General features: G+C 59.0%; 21 protein-coding genes and 1 pseudogene. 9 read left to right on the forward strand and 13 right to left on the reverse strand.

What is annotated here, in order from left to right; all coding sequences use genetic code 11:
• Positions 1-125: 125 nt before the first annotated feature.
• From JZX87_RS27805 to JZX87_RS27815, 3 genes are all read right to left on the reverse strand, one after another.
• A complete protein-coding gene (locus tag JZX87_RS27805) occupies positions 126-1,457 on the reverse strand; it encodes an ATP-binding protein (protein ID WP_206829052.1) in 1,332 nt (443 codons plus the stop codon).
• Positions 1,454-2,194, reverse strand: a complete 741-nt coding sequence (locus JZX87_RS27810) for a response regulator (RefSeq protein WP_206829066.1) — start codon at positions 2,192-2,194, stop codon at positions 1,454-1,456. Before JZX87_RS27810 ends, JZX87_RS27805 begins: the two co-directional genes overlap by 4 nt.
• A 123-nt stretch (positions 2,195-2,317) precedes the next feature.
• Positions 2,318-3,370, reverse strand: coding sequence for an alpha/beta fold hydrolase (locus JZX87_RS27815; protein ID WP_206829053.1), 1,053 nt, complete (start codon positions 3,368-3,370; stop codon positions 2,318-2,320).
• A gap of 162 nt (positions 3,371-3,532) precedes the next feature.
• On the opposite strand from JZX87_RS27815, the gene JZX87_RS27820 reads away from it, so the two are divergent.
• The 3 genes from JZX87_RS27820 to JZX87_RS27830 are packed head-to-tail and all read left to right on the forward strand — an operon-like array spanning position 3,533 to position 6,286.
• Entirely contained in the window at positions 3,533-3,715 is a 183-nt protein-coding gene (locus JZX87_RS27820) for a hypothetical protein (RefSeq protein WP_148147917.1), read from the forward strand.
• A 2-nt stretch (positions 3,716-3,717) separates the two neighbouring features.
• Positions 3,718-5,487 (forward strand): cytochrome c biogenesis protein DipZ, encoded by a 1,770-nt coding sequence (locus tag JZX87_RS27825; protein ID WP_206829054.1) that lies wholly within the window; start codon positions 3,718-3,720, stop codon positions 5,485-5,487.
• 40 nt (positions 5,488-5,527) lie between these two features.
• The gene (locus tag JZX87_RS27830) at positions 5,528-6,286 is read left to right on the forward strand and encodes an alpha/beta hydrolase (protein ID WP_206829055.1); all 759 of its coding nucleotides are present in this window, start codon (positions 5,528-5,530) and stop codon (positions 6,284-6,286) included.
• Between the two features lie 53 nt (positions 6,287-6,339).
• Here JZX87_RS27830 and JZX87_RS27835 read toward each other — a convergent pair.
• A pseudogene (locus JZX87_RS27835) lies at positions 6,340-7,930 on the reverse strand (ABC-F family ATP-binding cassette domain-containing protein).
• A 135-nt stretch (positions 7,931-8,065) separates the two neighbouring features.
• Positions 8,066-8,962, reverse strand: a complete 897-nt coding sequence (locus tag JZX87_RS27840; RefSeq protein ID WP_206829056.1) for a LysR family transcriptional regulator — start codon at positions 8,960-8,962, stop codon at positions 8,066-8,068.
• A gap of 96 nt (positions 8,963-9,058) precedes the next feature.
• Between JZX87_RS27840 and JZX87_RS27845 the strand changes: the two genes are divergently transcribed.
• The gene (locus JZX87_RS27845) at positions 9,059-10,474 is read left to right on the forward strand and encodes an aldehyde dehydrogenase family protein (protein WP_206829057.1); all 1,416 of its coding nucleotides are present in this window, start codon (positions 9,059-9,061) and stop codon (positions 10,472-10,474) included.
• 164 nt (positions 10,475-10,638) lie between these two features.
• On the opposite strand, the gene JZX87_RS27850 is transcribed toward JZX87_RS27845, so the two are convergent.
• The 6 genes from JZX87_RS27850 to JZX87_RS27875 are packed head-to-tail and all read right to left on the reverse strand — an operon-like array spanning position 10,639 to position 17,053.
• The gene (locus JZX87_RS27850) at positions 10,639-11,517 is read right to left on the reverse strand and encodes a ribokinase (protein ID WP_206829058.1); all 879 of its coding nucleotides are present in this window, start codon (positions 11,515-11,517) and stop codon (positions 10,639-10,641) included.
• The gene (locus tag JZX87_RS27855; RefSeq protein ID WP_148147921.1) at positions 11,514-12,389 is read right to left on the reverse strand and encodes a MurR/RpiR family transcriptional regulator; all 876 of its coding nucleotides are present in this window, start codon (positions 12,387-12,389) and stop codon (positions 11,514-11,516) included. The genes JZX87_RS27850 and JZX87_RS27855 overlap by 4 nt, the downstream gene beginning before the upstream one ends.
• On the reverse strand, positions 12,386-13,360 hold the full coding sequence (locus tag JZX87_RS27860; RefSeq protein WP_206829059.1) for an ABC transporter permease: 975 nt from the start codon (positions 13,358-13,360) through the stop codon (positions 12,386-12,388). The genes JZX87_RS27855 and JZX87_RS27860 overlap by 4 nt, the downstream gene beginning before the upstream one ends.
• Entirely contained in the window at positions 13,353-14,891 is a 1,539-nt protein-coding gene (locus tag JZX87_RS27865; protein WP_206829060.1) for a sugar ABC transporter ATP-binding protein, read from the reverse strand. Before JZX87_RS27865 ends, JZX87_RS27860 begins: the two co-directional genes overlap by 8 nt.
• Positions 14,892-14,949: 58 nt before the next feature.
• Positions 14,950-16,011 carry a sugar ABC transporter substrate-binding protein gene (locus tag JZX87_RS27870; protein ID WP_206829061.1) on the reverse strand — a complete coding sequence of 354 codons (1,062 nt, stop codon included), beginning with the start codon at positions 16,009-16,011 and terminating at the stop codon, positions 14,950-14,952.
• Positions 16,012-16,063: 52 nt separating this feature from the next.
• Complete coding sequence (locus tag JZX87_RS27875; RefSeq protein ID WP_206829062.1) at positions 16,064-17,053, reverse strand: sugar phosphate isomerase/epimerase family protein; 990 nt, start codon at positions 17,051-17,053, stop codon at positions 16,064-16,066.
• Between the two features lie 331 nt (positions 17,054-17,384).
• On the opposite strand from JZX87_RS27875, the gene JZX87_RS27880 reads away from it, so the two are divergent.
• The 4 genes from JZX87_RS27880 (at position 17,385) to JZX87_RS27895 (ending at position 21,198) form a co-directional block, all read left to right on the forward strand.
• Positions 17,385-17,627, forward strand: a complete 243-nt coding sequence (locus tag JZX87_RS27880) for a hypothetical protein (protein ID WP_206829063.1) — start codon at positions 17,385-17,387, stop codon at positions 17,625-17,627.
• Positions 17,628-18,635: 1,008 nt separating this feature from the next.
• A complete protein-coding gene (locus tag JZX87_RS27885; protein ID WP_206829064.1) occupies positions 18,636-19,532 on the forward strand; it encodes a transglutaminase family protein in 897 nt (298 codons plus the stop codon).
• Between the two features lie 77 nt (positions 19,533-19,609).
• Positions 19,610-20,416 carry a transglutaminase-like domain-containing protein gene (locus JZX87_RS27890; RefSeq protein WP_206829065.1) on the forward strand — a complete coding sequence of 269 codons (807 nt, stop codon included), beginning with the start codon at positions 19,610-19,612 and terminating at the stop codon, positions 20,414-20,416.
• A 38-nt stretch (positions 20,417-20,454) separates the two neighbouring features.
• Positions 20,455-21,198, forward strand: coding sequence for an HAD-IIA family hydrolase (locus tag JZX87_RS27895; protein WP_148147939.1), 744 nt, complete (start codon positions 20,455-20,457; stop codon positions 21,196-21,198).
• A gap of 39 nt (positions 21,199-21,237) precedes the next feature.
• On the opposite strand, the gene JZX87_RS27900 is transcribed toward JZX87_RS27895, so the two are convergent.
• Positions 21,238-22,383, reverse strand: coding sequence for an ISL3 family transposase (locus tag JZX87_RS27900; RefSeq protein ID WP_353654276.1), 1,146 nt, complete (start codon positions 22,381-22,383; stop codon positions 21,238-21,240).
• A gap of 110 nt (positions 22,384-22,493) precedes the next feature.
• On the opposite strand from JZX87_RS27900, the gene JZX87_RS27905 reads away from it, so the two are divergent.
• Complete coding sequence (locus tag JZX87_RS27905) at positions 22,494-23,606, forward strand: nucleotidyltransferase family protein (RefSeq protein WP_148147929.1); 1,113 nt, start codon at positions 22,494-22,496, stop codon at positions 23,604-23,606.
• 225 nt (positions 23,607-23,831) lie between these two features.
• Here the strand turns inward: JZX87_RS27905 and JZX87_RS27910 are convergent.
• The coding region (locus tag JZX87_RS27910) for a DDE-type integrase/transposase/recombinase (protein WP_286195130.1) at positions 23,832-24,050 on the reverse strand (219 nt) is incomplete at its 5' end.

A 24,050-nucleotide genomic window follows, 5' to 3' on the forward strand; every position in this document is an offset into this window, starting at 1 on the left:
CTGACAGGGAGGTTTTTGGCCCGCTGGAGTATCTGCGCTGTTTCAGGACAACCGGTGAAATGTAACAAACAGTATATGGGACCCGGCAGATCCAAAAATGAGCGCCGGAACACCGGCGCCAGTCATCATCGCAATGTCAGTTCCACGGCAAGCCCGCCGCCGTCGCGATTATAAAGCTTCACTTTGCCGCCAAGGGCCGTGGCCAGTTGCTGGGCGATCGCAAGCCCCAGTCCCGTGCCGCCGGTCTCGCGATTGCGGGACTGTTCCAGCCGCACAAAAGGCCGCATAGCGGCCTCCAGCATCTCGTCAGGTATGCCCGGCCCCCGATCGAGAATGCTCAGGACCGTTTCGCCATTTTGCTTCCGCTCGACGCTCAGCTCCGCCGCACCGGCAAACTTGACCGCGTTATCGATGGCATTGGTCAGGATACGTCGCAACGCATGCGGCTTGGTCGTGATCGTGCCCTGTACGGGGCCGATCACTGTCACCGCCTTGCCCGTATCCTGATAATCATAGGCAATGCTGTCGATGAAGGACGAAAGGTCGATGCGCGACGTCTTCTCGCCATTGCCATGCGAACTTCGCGCATAGGCGATCCCATCTTTTACCAGCATTTCGATCTCGCGCAGGTCGCTGACCAGCTTGTCGCGTTCCGGGCTATCATCCGCCATGTCGACGCGCAGCCGCATACGGGCGATCGGCGTCTGAAGATCGTGGGAAATGGCTGCAAGGATCTGCACCCGCTCCTCGAGATGATGGGCGATCCGGTCGCGCATGGCGTTGAATGCCCGCGCCGCATGGGCCACCTCGCGCGGACCGGTCTCGCTGATCGGCTTGCCCTTGGCATTCGGATCAAGCGCATCGGCGGCGGCGGCGAGATCGCCAAGCGGCCGGAATGCCTGACGCACAACAAGCCAGGTGCAGAGGACGAGCAGCAGCATCTGCACCGTAAAGACATAAGGCAGCCAGCTGGCCAGCGGCATCACACCGCGCGGTGTCACGTCGATCGTAAGCGGGGAACCGTCGGAAAGCGTCAGATGACCCTGTAGCCTGCCATTCTCACCGGGAATGGCTTGTACGGTCAGTGGGAATTTTTGACCCGCGGCGTCCTCGATCCGAGCGGCGATGTCGGCTCCACGTCCCGACATGTCGGGAACACCAGGAACACCGGTTCCAAGCTCCAGCCGATAGTTTCCGCGGCTGAGACGATCGAGCCATGCCGGACGTTCTGCCGCCGGCAGCCGGTCGATCACCGCGATCGAGGTTGCAAGGTCGCTTTCGAGCGTACCGAGCATCACGGCCTTGGCAGATGTATAGCGCTCGAAAAACAGGATGCTGAAGGAAAGGCCGTACGCAATAGCAAGGCCTGAAAAGAGGATGAGAAACAGGCGCGCGCGCAGGGTGCCCGGCCAGAAGGCGAAAGACCGGCTCGCCTTGTCCGCCGCCGGCTCTGTCATGTCCTGGGCTCCGAAATTTCCACCGGCACCGCAAAGACATAACCTTCTGCACGTATAGTCTTGATATAAGTCGGCTCGCGCGCGTCGTCGCCCAGCCGCTGGCGGACGCGGCTGACGAGAAGATCGATCGAACGGTCAAACAGTTCCGCATCGCGGCCCTGCGTCAGGTTCAAGAGCTGGTCGCGGTTGAGAACACGCTGCGGATGGTCGATGAAGACGCGGAGCAGCCGATATTCGGCACCGCTCAGGGCAATCTCCGTGCCTTCGGGATCGAGCAGATGGCGGCCGACGGTATCGAGGCGCCATGTTCCGAAGGTCAGGATCTGGCCCGCCTCGCTGATCTGCAGGTTTGGTGGCAGCATTCTCGTGCGGCGAAGAACGGCCTTGATGCGGGCCAGGAGCTCGCGTGCAGCAAAAGGTTTCGGCAGATAGTCGTCCGCACCCATTTCCAGCCCGATGACACGGTCCATCTCGTCGTCGCGGGCGGTCAGCATCAGGACCGGCGTCGCCTTGTGCTTGCCGGCCCGCAGCTCCCGGCAGAGAACAAGCCCGTCATCGCCCGGCATCATCACGTCGAGCACGATCAGATCCACCGCATTGGCATCCAGGAAGCTGCGCATCTGCCGGCCATCGGCCGCGACGCTGGTGCGCAGGCCGTTTTTCTTCAGATAGCTCGACACCAGTTCACGGATCTCGCGATCGTCGTCGACGATCAGGATATGGTCGATATGCTCCATCTCGGGTTCTCGCATCCTCTGTCTTTGCTGCGTGTCGAGGCATTCCCATTTAGCGCTGGATGCGGCCGCCGCGAAGCCGGGAAATGCACCGCAGCAACCTGTTCAGCCGGAAATTCGTGGCGTCTAGAATTTCGCGACGTCGAGCACCGCGCGGGCGAATTCCGCCGGCGCTTCCTGCGGCAGGTTGTGACCGATGCCATCGCCGATCGTGCGATGTTCGTAGCGTCCTGAAAACCGGGCGGTATAGGCGGATGGATCAGGATGCGGGGCACCATTGGCGTCACCTTCCATGGTGATGGTGGGAATGGTCACGACCGGTGCCTTGGCAAGCAGCGCCTCATAGGCATCGTATTTCGCCTCGCCCGCAACCAGTCCGAGCCTCCAGCGATAATTGTGGATGGTGATATCGACATGGTCGGGACTGTCGAATGCGCTGGCGGAGCGGTTGAAGGTTTCGTCATCGAACTTCCAGGTGGGCGACGCCGTCTGCCAGATGAGACGCGCAAAATCATGGGTATGCGCGGCGTAACCGGCACGGCCGCGTTCGGTGGCGAAATAGAACTGGTACCACCAGGCAAGCTCGGCCTTGGGCGCAAGCGGAGCGCGATTGGCTTCCTGGCTGCCAATCAGGTAGCCGCTGACGGACACTAGCGCCTTGAAGCGTTGCGGCCAGAGCACGGCCATGATATCCGCAGTCCTCGCACCCCAGTCATAACCGGCAACGATCGCGGTCTCGATCTTGAGCGCGTCCATCAGCGCGATCATGTCGACCGCAAGTGCAGCCTGCTGGCCATTGCGGGGCGTTTCGGCAGAGAGAAACCGTGTCGTGCCATAACCGCGCAGATAGGGAATTATGACCCGATACCCGGCATCGGCAAGGATCGGCGCAACATCGACATAGCTGTAGATGTCGTATGGCCATCCGTGCAGCAGCAGGACGACGGGACCATTTGCCGGGCCATCCTCTGCATATCCGATATTGAGGACACCGGCATCGACCTGCTTCAGGGCAGCAAATTTCGTATGGCCACCCGGCCTGCCTTGCGAATTGCCAGATGATTCGGCTGCGGCGGATTGAGCATTGGCCAGCGAAGTGGCGCCGAGCTCGACGGCTGCGACGGTCATGGCTGCCAGGCCAAAGAAGCGGCGGCGTTGAAGCTGAAACATATCGGTCATGGGTTTTCTCCGGTTCGCGTTGATGACGATCCCCAAGAAACAGCCCGTATGTATTGTCGATATGTCCTGCGACCTGCTCAACTGCAAGCAACTGTAGCGGCACGCCGCCGAGATACAGTTCGATACAAAGACCTCGCCTCGCCTGCGCGAAAAGACGACGAGATGGCCGGTCCCGCCCGCCTGATCGTTTCTTATTATGGCGGCGGGGTCGCCTCCTACACTCCGATACATTTCTCCCTGAAGCCGGACACATCCCGGATACCTGCGCCCGACCAGATTGGCGCAGTTGCCGATCACGCCCATGTCGGCGGCGCCAAGATCCACCAAGGGCTTCAGAGGACATGATCATGACGCTTCTCGTCATTGCCTATCTCGGAGGGGCGCTCACCATCCTGAGCCCCTGCATCCTGCCGATCCTTCCCTTCATCTTTGCCCGTGCGGGACAGCCGTTCCTGCGCAGCACGCTGCCCATGCTGGCAGGCATGACCGCGACATTTTCGCTCGTCGCGACACTCGCTGCGATCGGCGGCGGCTGGGCCATCGAGGCCAATGAATTCGGGCGGCTTGCCGCGCTGTTGCTGCTTGCGCTGTTCGGCCTCGGCCTCATCTCTCCCCGCATCGCCACGCTCCTGAGCCAGCCTGTGGTCGGACTCGGCAACCGCCTGATGAACGCGGCCGGAAAGCCGGGCAGCGTTCCCAGGGCCGCGGGCTCTCTGCTTCTGGGCATTGCCACAGGCCTCCTGTGGGCGCCCTGCGCCGGGCCGATCCTCGGTCTCGTGCTGACCGGTGCCGCCCTGCAGGGTGCCAATCTTGAAACCACTGTCCTTCTCGTCGCCTATGCTGCAGGGGCTGCGACCTCGCTTGCCCTCGCACTTTTCGCAGGCGGGCGGATCTTTGCCGCCTTGAAGCGGTCTCTGGGTGTCGGCGAGCGTATTCGGCAAGTCCTTGGCGCAGCTGTCATAGCAGGTGTCGGCGTCATTGCGCTCGGCCTCGACACCGGCCTCCTCGCCAAGCTTTCATATGCCAGCACGTCTTCCTTCGAACAGGCGGTTCTCGATCGTCTCCACACCCGGCAAGCCGAAGGCGGCATGGAGGTCGCAAGCGCCGACAATTCCATTCTCGCCCGCAACGGCAAGCTGTTTCACGCCGACCTTCCCGTCGAGGGACGCGCGCCTTCATTGGGCGGCGCCGTGGAATGGCTGAACTCGCCGCCGCTTTCCGCGGAAGCTCTGAAGGGCAAGGTCGTGCTCGTCGATTTCTGGACCTATTCCTGCATCAACTGCATCCGCACCATTCCCTATGTCCGCGCCTGGGCCGAGAAATACAAGGATCAGGGTCTCGTCGTGATCGGCGTGCATGCGCCGGAATTTGCATTCGAGAAAAAGATCGACAACGTCAAAAAGGCGACGTCCGACTTCAAGATCGGCTATCCCGTCGCCATCGACAATGATTACAGGATCTGGCGTGCCTTCAATAACAGCTACTGGCCAGCCAGCTATCTGATCGATGCCAAGGGCAATATCCGCTACCACCATTTCGGCGAAGGCAATTATGGTCGGACCGAACAGGCGATACAGGATCTGCTAAGAGAAGCCGGCAGCGACGTAGCCACCACTGCGCCCGTCAAGCCTGAGGCAAAAGGCGCAGAAGCGAGTGCCGACCTGAAGGATATCCGCTCCGGCGAGACCTATATCGGTTACCGGCAGGCCACCGGCTTTGCCTCGAACGAAGGCCTTCGTCCCGGCTCTTCCGGAACCTATTCGATTGAAACGCCAAGCCTCAACGAATGGGGTCTCTCCGGCAGCTGGACTGTCGGCGCGGAAGAAGCGACCCTCGACAAGAGCGACGGCGCCATCACCTACCGGTTCAGCGCCCGCGACCTGCATCTCGTGCTGGGGTCGGACGGCTCTGGAAAACCGGTGCGTTTTCAGGTGACGATCGACGGCCATGCGCCCGGCGCCGACCACGGCACGGATACCGATGCCGACGGTAATGGCACGGTCACATCCACCCGCCTCTACCAGCTTGTCCGTCAGTCTGGCGACGTCACGCCCAGAACCTTCAGCATCCGCTTTCTCGATCCGGGCGTGCAGGCCTACGCCTTCACCTTCGGCTGAACCCTTTCCCTCACCTATTCCAACAACAAAGGATCACGACATGAACCGCCGTTTTATCTCCATGGCAGCCATCGCATTTGCCACCAGTGTCATCGCCTTCGCCGCGCAGGCTGCAGAGGTGAAGAACATCGTCATCGTGCATGGCGCCCTTGCCGATGGTTCCGGCTGGCGCAAGGCAACCGAAATCCTTGTCGACCGCGGCTTCAACGTCACCATCGTGCAGGAGCCGATCACCTCTCTCGCCGATGATGTCGCCGCCACCAACCGCGTGCTGGATCTTCAGGACGGACCGTCGCTCCTCGTTGGCCACAGCTATGGCGGCATGGTCATCACCGAGGCTGGCAACAATCCCCATGTTGCAGGCCTCGTTTATGTGGCGGCCTTCCAGCCCGAAAAGGGGGAAAGCCTGTTCGATCTTGCAAGCTCCAAACCTGGCGGCGGAATGAACATCCGCGAAACGAAGGATGGGAAAAATCTCTATCTGGACCCCGCAGCGTTCGCGGGTGACTTTGGCGGCGACCTTCCGAAGAAGGACGCCGAATTTCTCGCCAGATCGCAGGTCTTAGCCGCCAAGCAGGCTTTCGCGGCGAAAATCAGCGAGCCGGCCTGGAAGACGCGCAAGAGCTGGACGGTCGTCGCCACCCATGACCGTTCGATCAATCCCGATCTCGAACGCGACATGGCGAGGCGTGCGGGCAGCGATGTGACCGAGATTGCGGCAAGCCACGCCGTTTTCGCCTCTCAGCCCGAAAAAGTTGCCGGTGTGATCGAGAAGGCAGCAAAAGCCCTTTCACACTAAGGCCCCGCAGATCTCCGATCAAACTGAGCCGCGCCCAAAAAGGCGCGGCTTTTTTACGCTCCACGCGGCGCGCCAAGCAGAAAACGCCGGGTGATGCCGATGGCCTCGAGAAAGCCTCGTCATGGCTGACCACCAGAAGCGCACCGTCATAGGCGACCAGCCCCGCCTCCACGGCGGCGATGGAGTCAAGATCGAGGTGATTGGTCGGTTCGTCGAGAACAAGCAGTTGGGGCGGCCTTTCTCCACCGAGGACACGGGCCAGGCCGGCGCGCAGCATCTGCCCACCCGACAATTGTCCCACTTGCCTGAGGCTGGCATCGCCACGAAACATGAAGCGGGCGAGAGCCGCCGGCAGGCATTTTCGCTGGCTCCCGGATTGAGCCGCATGAAATTGTCCCGGATCGACAGCTGCAGGTGCAGCAGGCTGACTTCTGGTCGATAAAGGCGCATGGCAACTCGACCCTGACGGACCCTGAAAACGGTGCCAGGCCTCCAGTGATAACGGACAGCAGCCTCGTCATGCCCGTGCCGACCGAGCCGATGACGGCAAGCCGCTCGGGACCAGTCATTGTCAGCGAAACATTGGAGAGGACTGGGGCATCGCTTGCATAACCCGCAGTCACCTTGTCCAGCCGCAGCACCGTCCTCGACGCCACAAGACCCGTGGATGGCAGCGAAACCTTGAAGGGATCGAGAACCTCCAGGCGGTCGCGGGCAGCAGACACATCGGCCCTCGCCTCTCGCGCCATTCGGCTTGCGGCCTCGGCTTTTTCGCCACCAGTCTGCTCCGCACGCATGGCGCGGCCGGCAGCCGAGTTTCGCGGCATGCCGCCCTCTGCCGCCTTCCTTTTTCCTGCGCAATCGCGACGCGCCTGCCGCTCCGCTGTCTCCTGTGCCTTGCGCTCGACGTCGCCGAGCCGCTTCTGTGCGTCGGCCAGATCATGCCGGGCCGCGGCAAGCTCAAGAGCCTTGCCTTCCCGGTAATGGCTCCAGTTTCCGCCATAACGGCTGATGGCGAGCGATGTCAGCTATACGATCGCATCGACAGTTTACAGAAGCTCCCGATCGTGGCTGTCGACGATCGCGCCCTGGCGCCAGCCGGCGAGAAGTTCGATCACTGCCGCCCGCCGTCCCGGTCGAGATTGTTGGTCGGCTCGTCGAGGATCAGGAAATCAGGTGCGTGATAGACCTGGGCAGCCAGTGCGGCACGGGTGCGCTGGCCGCCGGAAAGCCGAGCGAGCGACGTCGACAAAGGAATGGAGAGGACGAAACGCGCAAGCGCCGCTTCGATAGTCGGCTCCAGCATCCAGTCGTTATCGGCCAATTCCTCGAGCGTTGCGTGCCTGCCTGAGCGCGCTCGAGTAGTGCCAGCGCATGACGGACACCGAAGAGATCGGCGACGGTGGCCCCTTCCGCGACCTGTACGCTGTGACGCAAGATGTGGATGCCTGCGGATGCCGTGACAGATCCCGAAGCCGGCGGGAGTTCACCGGAGATCAATTTCAAAAGCGTCGTCTTGCCGACACCATTGCGGCCGACGAGCCCGGCCCGTTCGGGACCGAAAACGATATTCAGATCGGAGAAAAGCGGACGACCGTCAGAAGTGGACCAGGACAGATTGGAGAGGATAATGGAATGCGGCATGGACAAGGTTTTCCCGTATGGCAAGGCAAAGCGGCGTTGCGATCGGGTTGAAATCCATTGTCGACCATCCTGTTGGTGCTGCAGGCGGTGGTGATCTAGCGCGTAAAGACGGTGGGTTCACGGTATACGGCGACGCTAGTCCCAGGCGACCTCCCTGACCAGATCGACCAGCGCCCGCAGCTTGGCCGGAATATGGCGCCGGCCGGGATAATAGAGGCAGAGACCCGGATAGGGAGCGATCCAGTCGTCCAAAACCTCAATCAATGTGCCATCAGCAAGGTCCGCGGCGACCTGCCACGCATTGAGATAGGCAAGGCCGGCGCCTTCCCGTGCGGCCCGCAGCATCAGGTCGCTCTCGTCAAGCGTCAGCAGGCCCGGAACATCCAAGGTGAAGGCCTCGCCGTGCCGTTCGAATTCCCAGTGATAGAGAGAACCGCTCGCCATACGCGCCCGGATGCAATCATGGTTCTTCAGATCGGCCGGCACTTTCGGCCTGCCATGCCGCTCGAAATAGCCGGGAGAGCCGACGATAACGGGGCGAACGGAGCGGCTGATCGGCTGGATGATCATATCCGGCGGCACGGTCTCGCGAATGCGAATACCGGCATCGAAGCCCTGCGCATTGATATCGACCAGCGCGCCCTCCGTGACGATTTCGACCGCCATTTGCGTATGGCGCCGCCTGTACTCCAGGAGAACTGGATTGAGCACCATGCGCGCCGCACCGACGGAGGTGTTGATCCGCAGGGTGCCGCTCGGCTCGGTGCGATGTTCATCCGCCAGATCGACCGCCTTGCGGATTGCCGCCAGCGCCGGTGCGATCTCGGCCACGAACTGCTCACCGGCGGAAGACAGGACTACGCTGCGTGTCGTCCTGTTGAATAGCCTCACGCCGATGCGGGCTTCCAGAACCGCGATCTGCTGGCTGAGTGCGGAGGAGGATATGCCCAGTTCACGCGCTGCGGCGCGAAAACCGCTGTGCGTGGCCACAGCAACGACCGCCTCGAGTTCGGCCAGTGTCCCACGCAGCATTGTCCGCTATTCCTTATCAGATTGTCCTTTATCGCCCAGCTTATCAGATCAATGACGAACCGCCAGATTAAGCCCATCATTTTCAAGGAGAAGACGATGCGTATCATCGACAAGATCTATATCGACGGCCAGTTCATAACCCCGCATGGCACGGAGATCGCCGATCTCCAAAATCCTTCGACGCAGGAAAAGATCGGCACAGTGCGTCTCGGCGACGTCGAAGATGCCAAGGCCGCGATCGCCGCGGCAAAGCGCGCCTTTCCGGCCTTTGCCCGGACAGGCAAGCGGGAGCGCATCGCCATGCTTGAACACCTGAGCGACGCCGTTGCCGCACGAAATGCGGAACTAACTGAGGCGATGGCGACGGAATATGGCGCCCCGCAATATTTCACCGGTTTTGCCGTCGTTCATGCAGCATCCAGTTTTCGGCACATGGCCGAGGTGCTCAAGGATTACAAATTCACGCGGCGGATCGGACGGGCTGAGGTCACAATGCAGCCCATCGGAGTAACGGCCGCGATTACCCCCTGGAACAGCAATTACGGCTTCATCTGCGCAAAACTCGCAACCGCAATCGCGGCCGGCACGACGATCGTGATCAAGCCGAGCGAGATGAGCGCGGTCCAGACCCAATTGCTCACCGAATGTCTTCATGAAGCAGACCTTCCGATGGGTGTCTTTAATATCGTCAATGGTCGCGGCGACGTTGTAGGAGCGGAATTCAGCCGGCATCCCGATATTGCCAAGGTGACGTTCACCGGCTCGACGGCCGTTGGTAGACAGGTGCTGCGTGCCGGTGCGGAAACCCTGAAGCGAGTGACGCTTGAACTCGGCGGCAAGGGGCCAAATATCATCCTTGACGACGCGGATCTCAACCGCGCCATTCCCACGGTCTTGCGGGTTGGCCTGATGAACAGCGGCCAGGCCTGCATTGCCGGCACCCGCGTTCTTGTGTCGGAAGCAAGAAAGGCCGAAGTGATCGAGCGACTGCGGGTAGAGATCGCAACCTTCAAGCCGGGTATGCCATCCGATCCGGCCGTGATGATCGGCCCGATGGTAAGTCAGAAACAGTATGAACGGGTACAAGCTTATATCAGACTGGGGGTCGATGAAGGAGCAGAGCTCATCGCCGGAGGCCCCGGCCGCCCACAGGGCATCAGCCATGGCTGGTTTTCGCAGCCGACGATTTTCGCGAATGTGACGAACGATATGCGGATCGCTCGCGAGGAGATCTTTGGACCGGTGCTTTCTGTCCTGTCTTACCAAGATGAGGAAGAAGCAATCCACATCGCCAACGACACGAGCTACGGGCTTCAGGCATATCTGCACGGCACGGACATGGAGCGAATGCAGAAACTGGCTAGCCGCCTGGATTGTGGCCGCGTCGTCATCAATGGCGCGCCCCACGAGCCGTTGGCCCCGTTTGGCGGTATGAAGCAATCTGGCATCGGCCGCGAGTTTGGCTCTTTTGGGCTGGATGCTTTTCTGGAGCCGAAGGCGGTATTGACTTAAGGCCGCACGGCGATTTTGTACGGCAGAAGCACCACTCGGTCGGTTGGCCCGAGTGGTGCTTCTCTTTGGCCTTGATAGGAATCGAACTCTATTTCCAGAACGATATCAGGTAACTTATTTGTTTTGGCGATGAAATGAGCTAAGGACAGTAATTTATATGACTTTCAGCGCTGTGAACTCACAAGGTTCGCCGCGGCTTCGTTGGCCGCAAAAAGTGCTGTTTTGACCGAATTTTCCTGAAGCAATCTTGCGGCCAATACGCCGATAAATTCGTCGCCTGCGCCATGCGTGCTGACCAGTTTGACTTTGATTGCCGGGATCGACGCCTCTTCGCCGCCGCGCATCGCGTAGGCAACGCCCGCTCCGCCAGCCGTCACAACGGCAACCGGAAATGATTTTGCAAGAACGCGCGCTGCCGCGATCGCAGCGTCGAGCGTGTCGACCTCGGCATTACCGGCCAGCGCTTCCGCCTCGACCGCGTTGACCACCAGAACGTCGATCAACTCCGCCAGTTCAGGCGACAGGTCCCTCACCGGCGCGGCATTCAGAACAACCTTACCGCCTGCTTTTTTCATCGCTGAGGCAGCAAGCACATTTGCCGGATCCGGCACTTCGTTCTGCAGAACGAGGATATTGCCCGCCTGAAACAGCGATGCAGCCTGCTTCACATCGGTTTGCCCGAGCTGAAGATTGCTGCCCGAGACGATGACTGCGCCATAATCCCCTTCGGAATCGAAAATTGCCACGCTCATGCCAGAGGCGGCGCCTGCGATCACCCTGACATGATCCAGTTCCACCGCGTTTGCGGCAAGATTGGCGGTCAGAGTGCCGCCAAAATCATCGTCACCCACGGCACCGATCATTACAGACCGCACGCCGGCCTTCGCGGCAGAAACCGCCTGGTTTCCACCCTTGCCGCCGCAGGCCGGGTTCCAGGCGGAACCGGTCACCGTTTCGCCCTTGCGCGGGCGCGCCGGACCTTTGACGATGATGTCGTAATGCAAGCTGCCGAAGACGACGACGGCGGGGATGGATGCAGTCATAGGAATTTGTCTTTCCGTTTGGAGGCGACGGCCGCCATGGTCTTTTCGAGATGGTTTTCTGCAGCGGTGTAATCGCGCTGCGCAACAGCCACGAATACGGCGTCGAGAATATTGAGCTGGGCGATGCGGGCGGCGGCGTTCTCGCCCATCAGCGGCGAACCCTGTGCTGTCGAACAGAGAACGACGTCGGCATGCTGCGCCAGCGGCGATTCATTATAGTTGGTGATTGCAATCGTGCGGGCACCGTTGCGTCTGGCGATCTGCATCGCCTCGATAACCGCCATCGTATTGCCGGAATGCGAGAACCCGACAGCAATATCGTCATTGCCGAGCAGCGATGCGGACATCAGCATCATGTGGGAATCGTCATAGACGCTGGCGCGCACGCCGATCCTCAGAAACTTGTGGGCCGCATCGCGGGCGATCTGCGCCGAACCGCCGACACCATAGAAATCGCGCTGACGCGCACCATGAATCAGGTTTGCAGCACGATCGAACGCTTTGACATCCATGATCGACAGGGTTTCTTCCAGCGCCTGGATCGACGTCCTGAACACTTTCTGGATGATTTCCTGGGACGTGTCCTCGATGGACAGTTCCTGGTGCATTTCCGCCGTTGGCAACCGGTTATACTGGGAAACCGCATTGCGGAATTCGCGATAACCCGCGAATCCCAGTTTCTTGGTGATCTTCACGACCATGGCTTCCGAGACGCCGGCATCGGTTGCGATCTCCTTCAGCGACGTGTCGTCATTGAAGCTGCGCAGTGCAAAGACGGTCTCGACCACCCTTGCTTCCAGCGGCGTCAGCAGTGGCAAGCGCATGCGAATGCGCGGGCCCACTGCCTTCGGATCCATGTTGTCGGAATTCATCCCCGTCCCCTTGTCGCGCGATCGATCATCATTGCGACAAGAATTATAAGGCCGGTTGCGAGAAGTTGATAGAAAGCCTGAACGTTCGTCAACGTCAAACCGTTGCGCATGGCACCGAGAATGATGGCGCCGAGGATGGTGCCGACGATCGATCCCTTGCCACCCATCAGCGACGCACCACCGATGGCGGCAGCCGCAATCGCATCGAGTTCCCACAGATTGCCGAGGATAGGCTCTGCCGCGCCAAGGCGGCCGATCAGGATGAAAGAGGCCAGCGCGGCCAGAACACCGGAGATCACATAAGCGGTAATCTTGGTGAGCGCGATCGGCACACCGGCGACATAAGAGGCTTCTTCGTTGCCACCGACGGCGAGAAGATATTCACCAATCGGCGTCTTCTTGAGCAGGACCCAAGCGCCGAAGGCGACCACCGCAACGATGATGACCGAGTTCGGGATGCCGGCGACATTGCCGTTGAACAAAGACCGGAAGCTCTGCGGCACGCCGAGAACCGGATTGCCGCCCGTATAGATCAGCGCGATGGCGCGGTACGTGCTGAGCGTTCCGAGCGTGACGATGAACGGCTGAAGGCCGACATAGGCAACCAGCACGCCGTTGACGAGACCGCAGAAGGCACCGATGCCGAGACCGGCAAGCAGCGCCACCGGCACGGGCACGCCCGTGACAAGAAGAGCGGCCGTCAGAACGGCGGAAATCGCAGCCGTCGGGCCGACTGAAAGGTCGATGCCGCCGGAAATGATGACCAGCGTCATGCCGAGCGCGATGCAGGCATTGATGCTCGACTGCTGCAGGATGTTGATGAGGTTACGCTCGGACAGGAAGCCCGGCACCAGCGCCGCAAACACTGCCATGATGATGATCAGGCCGATGAGCGTACCGGCATCACGCAGCGAGAACGAGCTGAAGAGTTTCGAGGAACGCTTGGGCGTTTCGGCGGCGATATCAGACATGGGTGTGCTCCTGCGTCGAGGAATAGGTATTTGGCTCGGCATCGCCGACGGCGTGCGAGACGATGGCCTGTTCCGTCAGCTCGTGTCGTTCCAGCTGGGCGGCGATGCGGCCGTTGCGCATGACGATGACCCGGTCCGACAGCCGGATAACCTCGGGAAGTTCCGAGGAGACGACGATGACGGACTTGCCTTCGGCGGCAAGGTTTTCGATCAGATGATAGATTTCGGACTTGGCACCGACATCGATGCCGCGTGTCGGTTCGTCGAACAGCAGGATTTCAGATCCGGCGGCCAGCCAGCGGGCGATGATCGCCTTTTGCTGGTTGCCACCGCTGAACAGCTTGATCGGACGATCGATCTGGAACGGCCGCAGGTTGACCCGCTTCAGCAATGTTTCGGCAGTATTGTTAACCGTCGAATGGCTAACGACGCCGACCTTTGCGAATTTCCGCAAGGACGGCAGCGCCATGTTCAGCGACACCGGGCGCATGGGGATAATGCCCTCGCGCTTGCGCTCTTCCGGCAACAGACCGATCCCGGCAGAGATGGCGGAGCGCGGGTTTGTCAGCTTCAGCGCACGGCCGTCGATGCTGATCTCGCCGGATCCGATCTTGTCGACGCCGGCCAGAAGACGCAGAAGCTCGGTACGGCCGGAGCCGACCAGGCCGGCAATGCCGACGACTTCGCCGCGTCTTACTGTGAAGGAGACGTCGCGGACATGCGTGACCGCGGAGGAAAGGCCCCGCACTTCAACGCGAACGTCCTCCTTCACAAACGAATTATGTTCTTCCTGCATCAGCTCGCGGCCAACCATCATCGCTATCACGTCCGACTGGGCGGCGGTGCGCAGGTTGACCGTGCCAACCACATTGCCGTCACGCATGACGGTGCCCTGGTGGCAGATGCGGAAAACCTCATCCATCTTGTGCGAGACATAGATGATCGCCACGCCGGAGGCCGCCATCTTCTCGATGATAACCGCGAGGCTCTCGAATTCGGCCGGCGTCAGGCTGGACGTCGGTTCGTCCATTGCGACGATCTTGGCGTTTTCCAGCAGGGCGCGGGCGATCTCGACGATCTGCCGCTGCGCCACCTTCAGGTTCTTGATCGGCGTCGAAGGGTCGATCGACGGGTCGATCATAGCAAGCGCTGCGGCCGCGCGCTTTTCCTGCTCGCGACGATTGACCAGCAAGCCGCCGGCAGTCTTCAGCGGATGGCCGAGAAACATGTTCTGCGCCACGGTCAGATTGGGGATCTGCTGCAACTCCTGATGGATTATGGCGATGCCGGCGCGGCGGGCATCCTCGGGGCTCTTGAACGTGGCAAGCATGCCATCGACGTAAAACTCGCCGCTGGTCTGGCGCGACACACCGGACAGAATGCGCAGCAGCGTCGATTTGCCGGCGCCGTTTTCGCCGAGAAGAGCGTGAACTTCACCGGGCTTTATGGAAAAAGTTGCGTCCGAAAGCGCCTTTACGCTTGGAAAGGTCTTGGTGATGCCCTTGAACTTGAGGCGAGCCGTTGTCGTCATCTCGGTGCTTTCATCAAAGGAGGGGAGCCGGTCTCGGGAGGACCGGCTCCTGTTGCGATTACTGAGCGGACGCAGCATCCTTCATCAACACGGCGCGGACATCGACGCCGTCGCCCTTATACTTGGCAAGGTTGTCCTTGGTGATCAGCGCCTGCGGCGTGGCGACGACACGTGCCACTTTCTGGCCTGCGACGAGACGAAGTGCCGTTTCCATCGCCACTTCACCGGTCAGGATCGGGAAGCTGTCGACCGTACCGGTCAGCTCGCCGGCTTCGATCGACTTGTAGGCGTCGGAAATGCCATCGGTGCCGAACACGGCGACCTTGCCGAGCAGGCCCGCAGCCTTGACCGCCTCGATGACGCCGAGTGCCATGCCGTCATTGTTGCAATAGAAGCCGACGAGGTCGGGGTTCTGCTGAAGAATGTTGGTGGCGGCATCGTAGGACTGCTGGCGATCCCAGTTACCCGGAACGCTGGCAACGACCTGGAACTTGGAGTTCTCGCCGATCGTGGACTTGAAGCCCGCCGTGCGCTGGACAGCGGCAAACACGCCGGCCTGGCCTTCGATAATGGCGACCTTGCCGCCTTCGGGACGGTTGTCGATGAACCACTTGGCAACACGTACACCGTTGTCGCGCTGGACGTTGCCGACATAGTGCTCGGCCTGCGGCACGACGGCATCATTCACGTTGACGACGGGGATGTCGGCTTCCTTGGCCTGTTCCATGACCGGCTGCAGGTTGGCATCGGTCTGCGGTGACACGAGAATTACGTTGAAGCCGGTGGTGACCATGCCTTCGGCAATCGTCAGCTGACCCAGCTGATCGCCTTCGCTCTGCGCTGCCTGATAGGCAACGGTCGCGCCAGCCTTCTCACCGAACTTCTCGTAACCTTCGCCGAGTGAACGCCAGTATTCGTTGGTGAGCGTCTTGGAAACGCCGCCGGCGCGCGTGCCCTCCGGAATTTTCGGAAACGCGCCGTATTTCGCTTCAAGCTGCGACCAGTCAACCCGGTCCTTTTCGGTATCCGAGTTGAGCGGTGCAAGCTCCTGCGCGAAGGCCGCGCTTGCCATCAGCGCCAGCGCCATGGCGGCAATGGCGGATTTCAGGTGTCTGTTCATGGTATCCTCCCAGGTGTGGTTGTTGGAATAGAAGATGTCTCTTGGAGCCTCTTCAAGCGACGTCGCCGAGCATTGCCTCCTGAATAATCGACTGCGCGGTGACGGCATCCTGACGGTCGATCGCGCTGCCGAGGCGGTTGTCGCCTTCGAGGCGATCAACGACCTTCAGCATGCGCTTGACGGTCTGAACGTTGACTTCGCATTCATGAACCGGATCGAGGCCGGTCATGTCCGGGAAAGTGTCGAAATAAATCGCACCATCGTAGCCGTCACGACGGATCTGGCGCAGCAGTTCGATGGTCTGGATCGAGTGCACCGCACCGACCATCAGACCGTCATCGCGCTTGGCATAACCGTCATTGAGGTGAACGCCGAGCAGACGGCTGTGGCGGGCGATCATGGCAGCGGCGAAAGCCGGCTGCTCGTCGGCATAAAGCACATGCGCGAAATCGAGCGTGACGCCGAGGTTGGCACATCCGGTTTCTTTGATGGCCAGAAGCGTCGTGGCGCAATCCGGCATCAGGCTGTAGGAGCGCGGCTCGTTGGGCTTGTATTCGATCGAGATCAGGCAGTCGGCGTCGTGCTCGCAAACTTCACGAATTCCGTCGATTTCGTGTTGCCAGATGCGATCATAGTCCGCCTGGAAGGCGTAATCGAAACCGTCTTGGCCAAGCCAGATGGTCATCAGGTTGGAACCTGCTTCGCGGGCGGCATCGATGCCAGCCTTGGTCAGGTCGATCGCTTCACGGCGAACCGATTTGTCGGGATGGGTGAAGGCGCCGAGCTTGAACGCCGGATTGGTGTAGTAGCGCATGGCAAAGCCGTTGATTGCCAGGCCCATGTCTTCGAGCGTGCGCTTTAGCTCAGTCGGCTTTTCACCAACGTGATCAGGATAATTGAGGTCCAGATCCGTCAAGCCATCAACCTTGGCGGCACGCGCTGCCATCTGCAGGACCGTCGGCTTGCCCTTTAGGTCCGGCCATTCGCCCGCAGGGTTCGAAGCGAAGGAGTTGAGGCGGGTGGCAAAACGGAGGTTCGACAATGTCTTTGGCCCTATCGAAAATGATCAGATAGCCAAACTTCACAAATTCATTATGATTTGTAAAGAAAAATAGTTTCTGCAATGCAACATGCGTGTGCGGATTGTATTCTTAAGACGCAACGCATGCCCGCAATTCAAGCAATTATGTGCGGCATTTGACTGTGGTCTTTTCCAGCGAGAGGCTGGTCAACGAGTGGCTGAGCCACGAGAGCTATGCGTTGACGAGATAGTTCCGCTCTTGGACTGCCTACGGAGAGCTTCGCCATGCGGCCTTCAAAGGCTTGCGCGAGTTCCCCTCCACATACCGTAGCGTGATTTGAATGGGGTTGGCTTGAAAACCGGCCATTTCTACGCGCCGCTTAAGGAGTGGCGCTTTGCCACCAACACCTTGGGCAGACGGCAACGGACGATCGAAGTAATGCAGGGCATGCTCAAGTGGAACCCGAACGACAATCAGGGGATTCGCTTTTTGATAACATCAGAGTATCTGCGCGCCGGTGAAGCCACGCGCGCATCCCGTATCCTGAAAAAGGAAGGGGATCACTTCCGCCCTATCAATACGAGGCTGCGCTGATCGAAATCGCTGCCGGCCGCATGGTACAAGCCGCAACGACCCTCAGACGCGCCTTTATTGCCGCCGGCTACATCGCCGAGATTCTCTGCGGGATGACAGACCCATTGCCGCTGGCGATCTGGCATGGCTCGAACCTGGCGGAGCCGGAGGTTGCGCGATCTTATGCCGAGCTTTAGGCAGATCTTTGGCACGTGACCCCCGTCGGCCCTCCAGTTCCTGCGTTGGGTACACATGCATGCCAAGATAATGTCCGAACGCGCAGCAATCCTCGGCATTAAGGAAGCTCTCCTGTGCGAGCGTGACGGAGAAGCGAGACGGAAGCTCCTCGACAGGGAAGACATGCTGCGGGATTGGATTGACGACCGGTTGTCGTTGGAAATCGTTCCCAAGCGGCAAGACCGGCACAATCGGCTCGTAGAACCTTGGGTCTACCAACATTAGAAAATTCGGCCGTGTGTTTTCCCCTGCCTTTCAGAGAAACGAATCCTCGGCTCGTTGTTTGAATTCGCTATGCTTTGATCTGCCTGCTTGACCGTCCATCATCGATCCCTCTCATTGTTGGTGTGACGGCAACACCATGAATGAAAATTGACGCAACGACGATTAAAAGCACGGTCGCCCAGACGGTCTCCGCACCTAGGAATTCCGCATGAGCAGTCGCATAGACAAGATAATAGATAGACTTAAGACCGCGGATGCCGGATACAGCGATTATGATCTCCTCTTCGTGAAATTGTCCTGATCCTATAAAAGATATCCAACCCAACAAAGGGCGAACCAGAACGCGCGAGAACAGCGACAACGATCAGCCGCCAATCGATGGTGAGCCATAAGCCGGCCACGTGCTGCAATGGATCCAAGGCAGACCAGGAGTACCATCATGAGCAATTGCTCGATCTGTTCGGCGAGGTCATGAAGCAGTTAGGGGGAATGCAACGATGCATCTGCTCTCCGTGAGTGTTAAAGGTGATAACTCGGCCTGGACCTCACAAACCGCATCGGTGATCGATGACTATATTTTCCGTCCGACACATCACGTCTTATCGCTATAAGCGGCCGGTCGAGTTCGGAGACCACAAGCTGCTTTTCAGACCAAGGGACAGTTTCGATCAGACATTGCTCAGTTCCCGTCTCCTGATTGACCCGGAACCAAAATACATTCGCTGGATCCACGACGTGTTTGGAAATTGTGTCGCGGTGATCGGGTTTGCGCAGCCCGCAGATGAGCTTCGTTTCGAAACCATCATTCGGCTTGACCATACGCCTTACGTCGCAATCGATCTGCAGATTGACGAGGAGGCTTTGACCTATCCTTTTTCATACGACACAGACGAAGCGCTTGACCTAGAGCGAACCATCCAACGCCACTATGCCGACCCGGATGACCAGGTAAGCAAATGGGCGCGGCAATTCGTGCGGATCGGACAGTCCACCGACACTGGTCATCTACTGATGACGATGTGCTACGCCATTCATGAGGGTTTCGTCTATGCCCGACGACACGAGCATGGAACGCAAGCGCCGACCGAGACACTTAGGCTTCGTCGAGGGACATGCCGCGACTTTGCGCTGCTGATGATGGAGGCCGCAAGATCACTTGGGTTCGCGGCAAGATTCGTCACCGGCTATATTTACGTTCCAGACCGTGACGGATCGACCACTCTCGGCGGCGGCTCCACCCATGCGTGGTGCCAGATTTATTTGCCCGGCGCAGGTTGGGCGGAGTTTGACCCCACCAATGGTATCGTCGGCAACCGTGATCTCATCCGTGTTGGCGTGGCGCGCGATCCGAAGCAAGCGATGCCTCTGTGGGGAAGTTACGACGGAACAGCCGCCGACTACGAGAGCATGTCCGTCCAAGTCAATGTCACCACGGACGCTCGTATCTTAGCCGAGATCAGCTGATTGGAACGCATTGCTCACCCCAACGTTGCAGCACAACCAAGTCTCACGGCAATTCGCCGGCGCGAAGGGATTTTATGATGAAAATACGTGCCGGCTTCCATCTTGGATATGAGTGCGACCGATCCACCCCAATGTTACTCGTCCTGAATATTCATCCGTCCCGGCGCGCGGATCTACTGACCGAGCAGACATTGAATTTCGACCGAGCGATCGAGGCATGGGGTTATATCGATGGCTTCGGCAATGCCTGTAGCCGAATTGTTGCGCCAGCCGGGCTTACGACGATATCGACTGAGTTCGAAATCTATGACGGCGGTCTGCCGGATCCCATTCCACAAAACGCCTGCCAGCATGAGATCAAGGATCTGCCCGACGACGTCTTGGTCTATCTACTTGGCAGCCGCTATTGCGATACCGATCATCTGGCTGACTTTGCGTGGGCGCAATTTTCTTCCACCCCGTTCGGCTGGCCACGAGTGAAGGCAATTCTCGATTTCGCGCACGGCCATATCAAGTTTGATTATAAGAAAGCTGATCCCCTTCGGACGGCTTTTGGTGGATATACGGACCGCGTGGGCGTTTGCCGTGACTTCGCCCATCTCGCCATAACGCTGTGCCGTTGCATGAATATACCAGCCCGTTACTGCACCGGATATCTCGGCGATATCGGCGTGCCAAAGGACCCGAATCCGATGGATTTTAGTGCCTGGTTCGAAGTTTACTTGGGTGGACATTGGCATACAGTCGATGCCAGACATAATACGCCGCGCGTCGGCCGAATTCTGATGGCGACCGGTCGTGACGCAACCGACGTGGCACTTACAACCGCGTTCGGAACAGCGAAATTATCCCGTTTCGAAGTTAAAGCCGAGGAGGCTCTCTGAAGGTGAGCAGACATAATATAAAATCCTGGTTGACCGATATGGACGGCGTACTGGTGCATGAAAACAAGGCAATCCCAGGCGCGGTCGAACTCATACAGCACTGGCGAGCGACCGATACACCGTTCCTGGTCCTGACCAACAATTCGATCTATACGCCTCGCGATCTTAGTGCCCGGTTGCACAACAGTGGACTGGAGGTGCCGGAAGAGCGCATCTGGACCTCGGCGTTGGCAACGGCTGCTTTTCTTAAGGACCAGACCCCTGCCGGCAAAGCATTTGTTATCGGAGAAGCCGGGCTGACCACTGCCATCCACGAGGCGGGCTTCATCATGACCGACACCGATCCCGACTATGTCGTGCTTGGCGAAACCCGTTCCTACTCGTTCGAGGCAATCACCAAAGCCATTCGTTTGATCAATATGGGTGCCCGGTTTATCGCAACAAACCCTGATGCCACAGGACCGAGCGCCGAAGGCGCTCTTCCCGCAACGGGCGCCGTCGCGGCACTGATCACGCGTGCGACCAGCCGCGAGCCTTATATAGTCGGCAAGCCAAACCCTATGATGTTCCGTTCTGCCCTCAACAAACTCGGCGTGCATTCAGAAGGTACCGGCATGATTGGCGATCGCATGGATACGGACATCGTTGCCGGCATCGAGGCAGGCTTGCACACCGTGCTCGTCCTCAGTGGCATTGCCGACAGAGCAGAAATTGCGCGCTACCCGTTCCGGCCAAAGCTAGTGATTGATTCGGTTGCGGATTTGCTCGCCCACGTCTCGTAGCACGGGATGGGCACGCGTCTAATAATAAAGGGTTCATCCTCACTTTCTGCAATTCAGCGGCATCATTCTCGCCCTCATCAGTTCCGGGCCGGCGCGACCGTACATTGCTCGCTTCAGTACCTTGAGGCGGTTGATCTGACCTTCGGCTTGACCGTTGCTCCAGGGGAGTTCGATTGCATTTTTTACGGCATCAATATCATGGCGCAAAACGCTGGCGAAACGCATGATTGCCGTGAGCTCGGTGTCGACGGCATCGTCGATCCATTCATCCAGTGCCTGCGAGCTCGTGCTGCGCAAGATGCCGTTGAAGCGCATAGCCAAGCCACGCATAATCGCGAACGCTCGAGAGCCCTGCTTCAATGCATTGACCTTTCTGGCCTGAAGATCTGTCAGCAGGCCGCGCGGTTTTATGCACAAAGCTGCGGCCACCACGGAGGAAATCATATGGCCTGTATCAGGATCGCGGACGGGTTCTGAAACATCCATTTCCGGAGGCGGCTCGTCGAGTTGAATGTTTTCGACTTCACGCCACACTTTCAGCAAGCGCTCGAGATTTGAGCGGCTGCCGGTATAACCGCGGTTCTTGATGTCGTAAAACAGATGGCGCCCAACCCAATTTCCATCTTTCCAGCATTCAGCCAGGAAAGCTTCAAAATAGAGTGGCGATGTCTTATTCAGCGCTGCCCGGTTTCTGTCTCGAGGTGCGCTGGAAGTAAGCCAATTCGCGATGCTGCGACGCTCATATCCGGTCCGCCTTGCGATCTCGCTGTAGGTGAGGCCCTGCTGCCGCAAAGCTTGAAGCATCTCGAATATCTCCTGACGAGATTGCCTGTGCGCCAAGCGGGCACGGCGTTGTTGTGACCTCGCGCTGGCGATAGCATCTTCGGAGAGTATCGGCCTAACATGGGCGTGACCATAAACGCTGATCTGCTCCTTGATTGCCTCCTTCAGATTTTGAACCAGATGAAAACGGTCAGCCACCTGGCGGGCCTGAGGCGCGCCCTCTCGCGCTGCCTGAGCATACAAACCACAGCGATCTCGGCTCACGACCTTGATTGTCGGACGCTCTTGCAACCAAGATCTTGCGCTCTCGACGCTGCGGTCTTCCAAAACATCGACAACCGAATGACGCTGAACAGCGACATCTTTGAGAAACGAATTCACAGAGCCATCACTAAGGACTATATTATCTTCGCGAAAATAGTATAGCTTGCGCCCAGATATGGGCTTCCCGCGGCCGGGTGCGCGCAAGCCTCACTATACTAGAATTGCATAAATGATATAAAGGCAGCACCGTGAAACAAATCGACATGGTCTTCCGCACTATGATCGCGGAGCTTCAACAAAGAGCGTTCGACGACGCCTGGTCCGAGGATTTCCCACCAGTTGGTCGTTTCGTCTCCGTCAAAGTCGACGATCGCAAATACTGGTATTTCGATCAACCAAATGGTGAGGGCGGGCAAAAAAGAAAGTACGTAGGTCCCGCCGATGATCCCGACATCTCGGCGCGGGTTGAAGACTTTAAAAGAGAGAAAGCCGACTACAAGGGCCGCCGAAAGATCGTGTCCGTTTTGACACGAGATGCGGGTTTGATCGCTCCGGATCCCTTCACTGGTGATGTCGTTGAGGTGCTCGCTAAAGCCGGCCTATTCCGACTGCGAGGTATCCTCGTTGGAACAGTCGCGTTCCAGTGCTATTCATCCTATCTGGGTGTCCGTCTACCAATGGCCTCAGTCCTTACCGGCGATGCTGACATTGCCCAGGATTATGCGATCTCCGCGGAAGTCTCGGACACGCTCCCCCCAATCCTTAGCCTCCTGCAAGATCTCGATCCCTCATTTCGAGCCGTCCCCCACATCTCTGGTTCGCCGCGATCAAATGCTTTCCGAAACCTGGCCGGCTATCGCGTCGAGTTTCTAACGACAAACAGAGGGAGCGAGGAATATGCCGACGAGCCGGCAAAAATGCCCGCCCTCGGGGGCGCCGCGGCGGAACCTTTGAGATTCATGGATTTCCTGATCCGTGATCCGGTACGCTCAGTCCTTTTATACGGTCCCGGCATCACGGTCGTTGTCCCATCGCCCGAGCGATATGCCGTGCATAAAATGATTATTGCAGGTCGGCGCCAAAATGATGCTGGTGGCGAAGCAAAGCGCCAGAAAGACATCAAGCAGGCTGAGCTTTTGCTGCTTGGTATGCGACAATTCTACAGGCGGGACCTCATCGCGACGGCATTCGGTGAAGCCTGGGGGCGGGGTCCGTCATGGCAGGCGGCAATCATCGAAGGCATGGGCATGATGACGGAAGAAGCACAGCTTGTAACCCAGTTCAATCTGAAGCACGGGCGGGAAATGTTAGCTTCGCCAGAAGCCAGGGAACGCTATGGCCTCGGGCATGATGAGGATTGACCTTAAACCAAGCCAGCAAGACCGCTGGCTTCTTCGTTTCAAGTGAAGCCGGACATCGGCTGCTGGGGGTCGGGGACCGCGCAGGTACCCGTCGCATGGCCAACCGACACTACCAAGCTTTCCGCTATTAGAAATCCTCCCTTCAGCCCGCATGTCTCATAAGCGGGCGATGTCACTTTAACTTGAATTCGGATGCGTGGGAGACTTCTGCCTTGAGGATCGATCTCAGGCCATGGCTTCGGCTGCAACTTTCCACTCTGCGATCGCCTGGATACGGTGAACGCGGTTTTGGAATGCGGAGCGTTGCGAAAGGGTTTGGACGAAGTGGTTACGAACGGCGGAGAAGACAGACACGAAGCGCTGAAGGCCTCCTGGTGATCGGAAACCCTGCATCATCCGCTCCCGCTTTCGCAGCGGCACATGAGAATTCTCGGCCCGGTTGTT

Source organism: Agrobacterium sp. Ap1, assembly GCF_017313375.1.
In the GTDB taxonomy this organism is placed as follows: domain Bacteria; phylum Pseudomonadota; class Alphaproteobacteria; order Rhizobiales; family Rhizobiaceae; genus Neorhizobium; species Neorhizobium cellulosilyticum.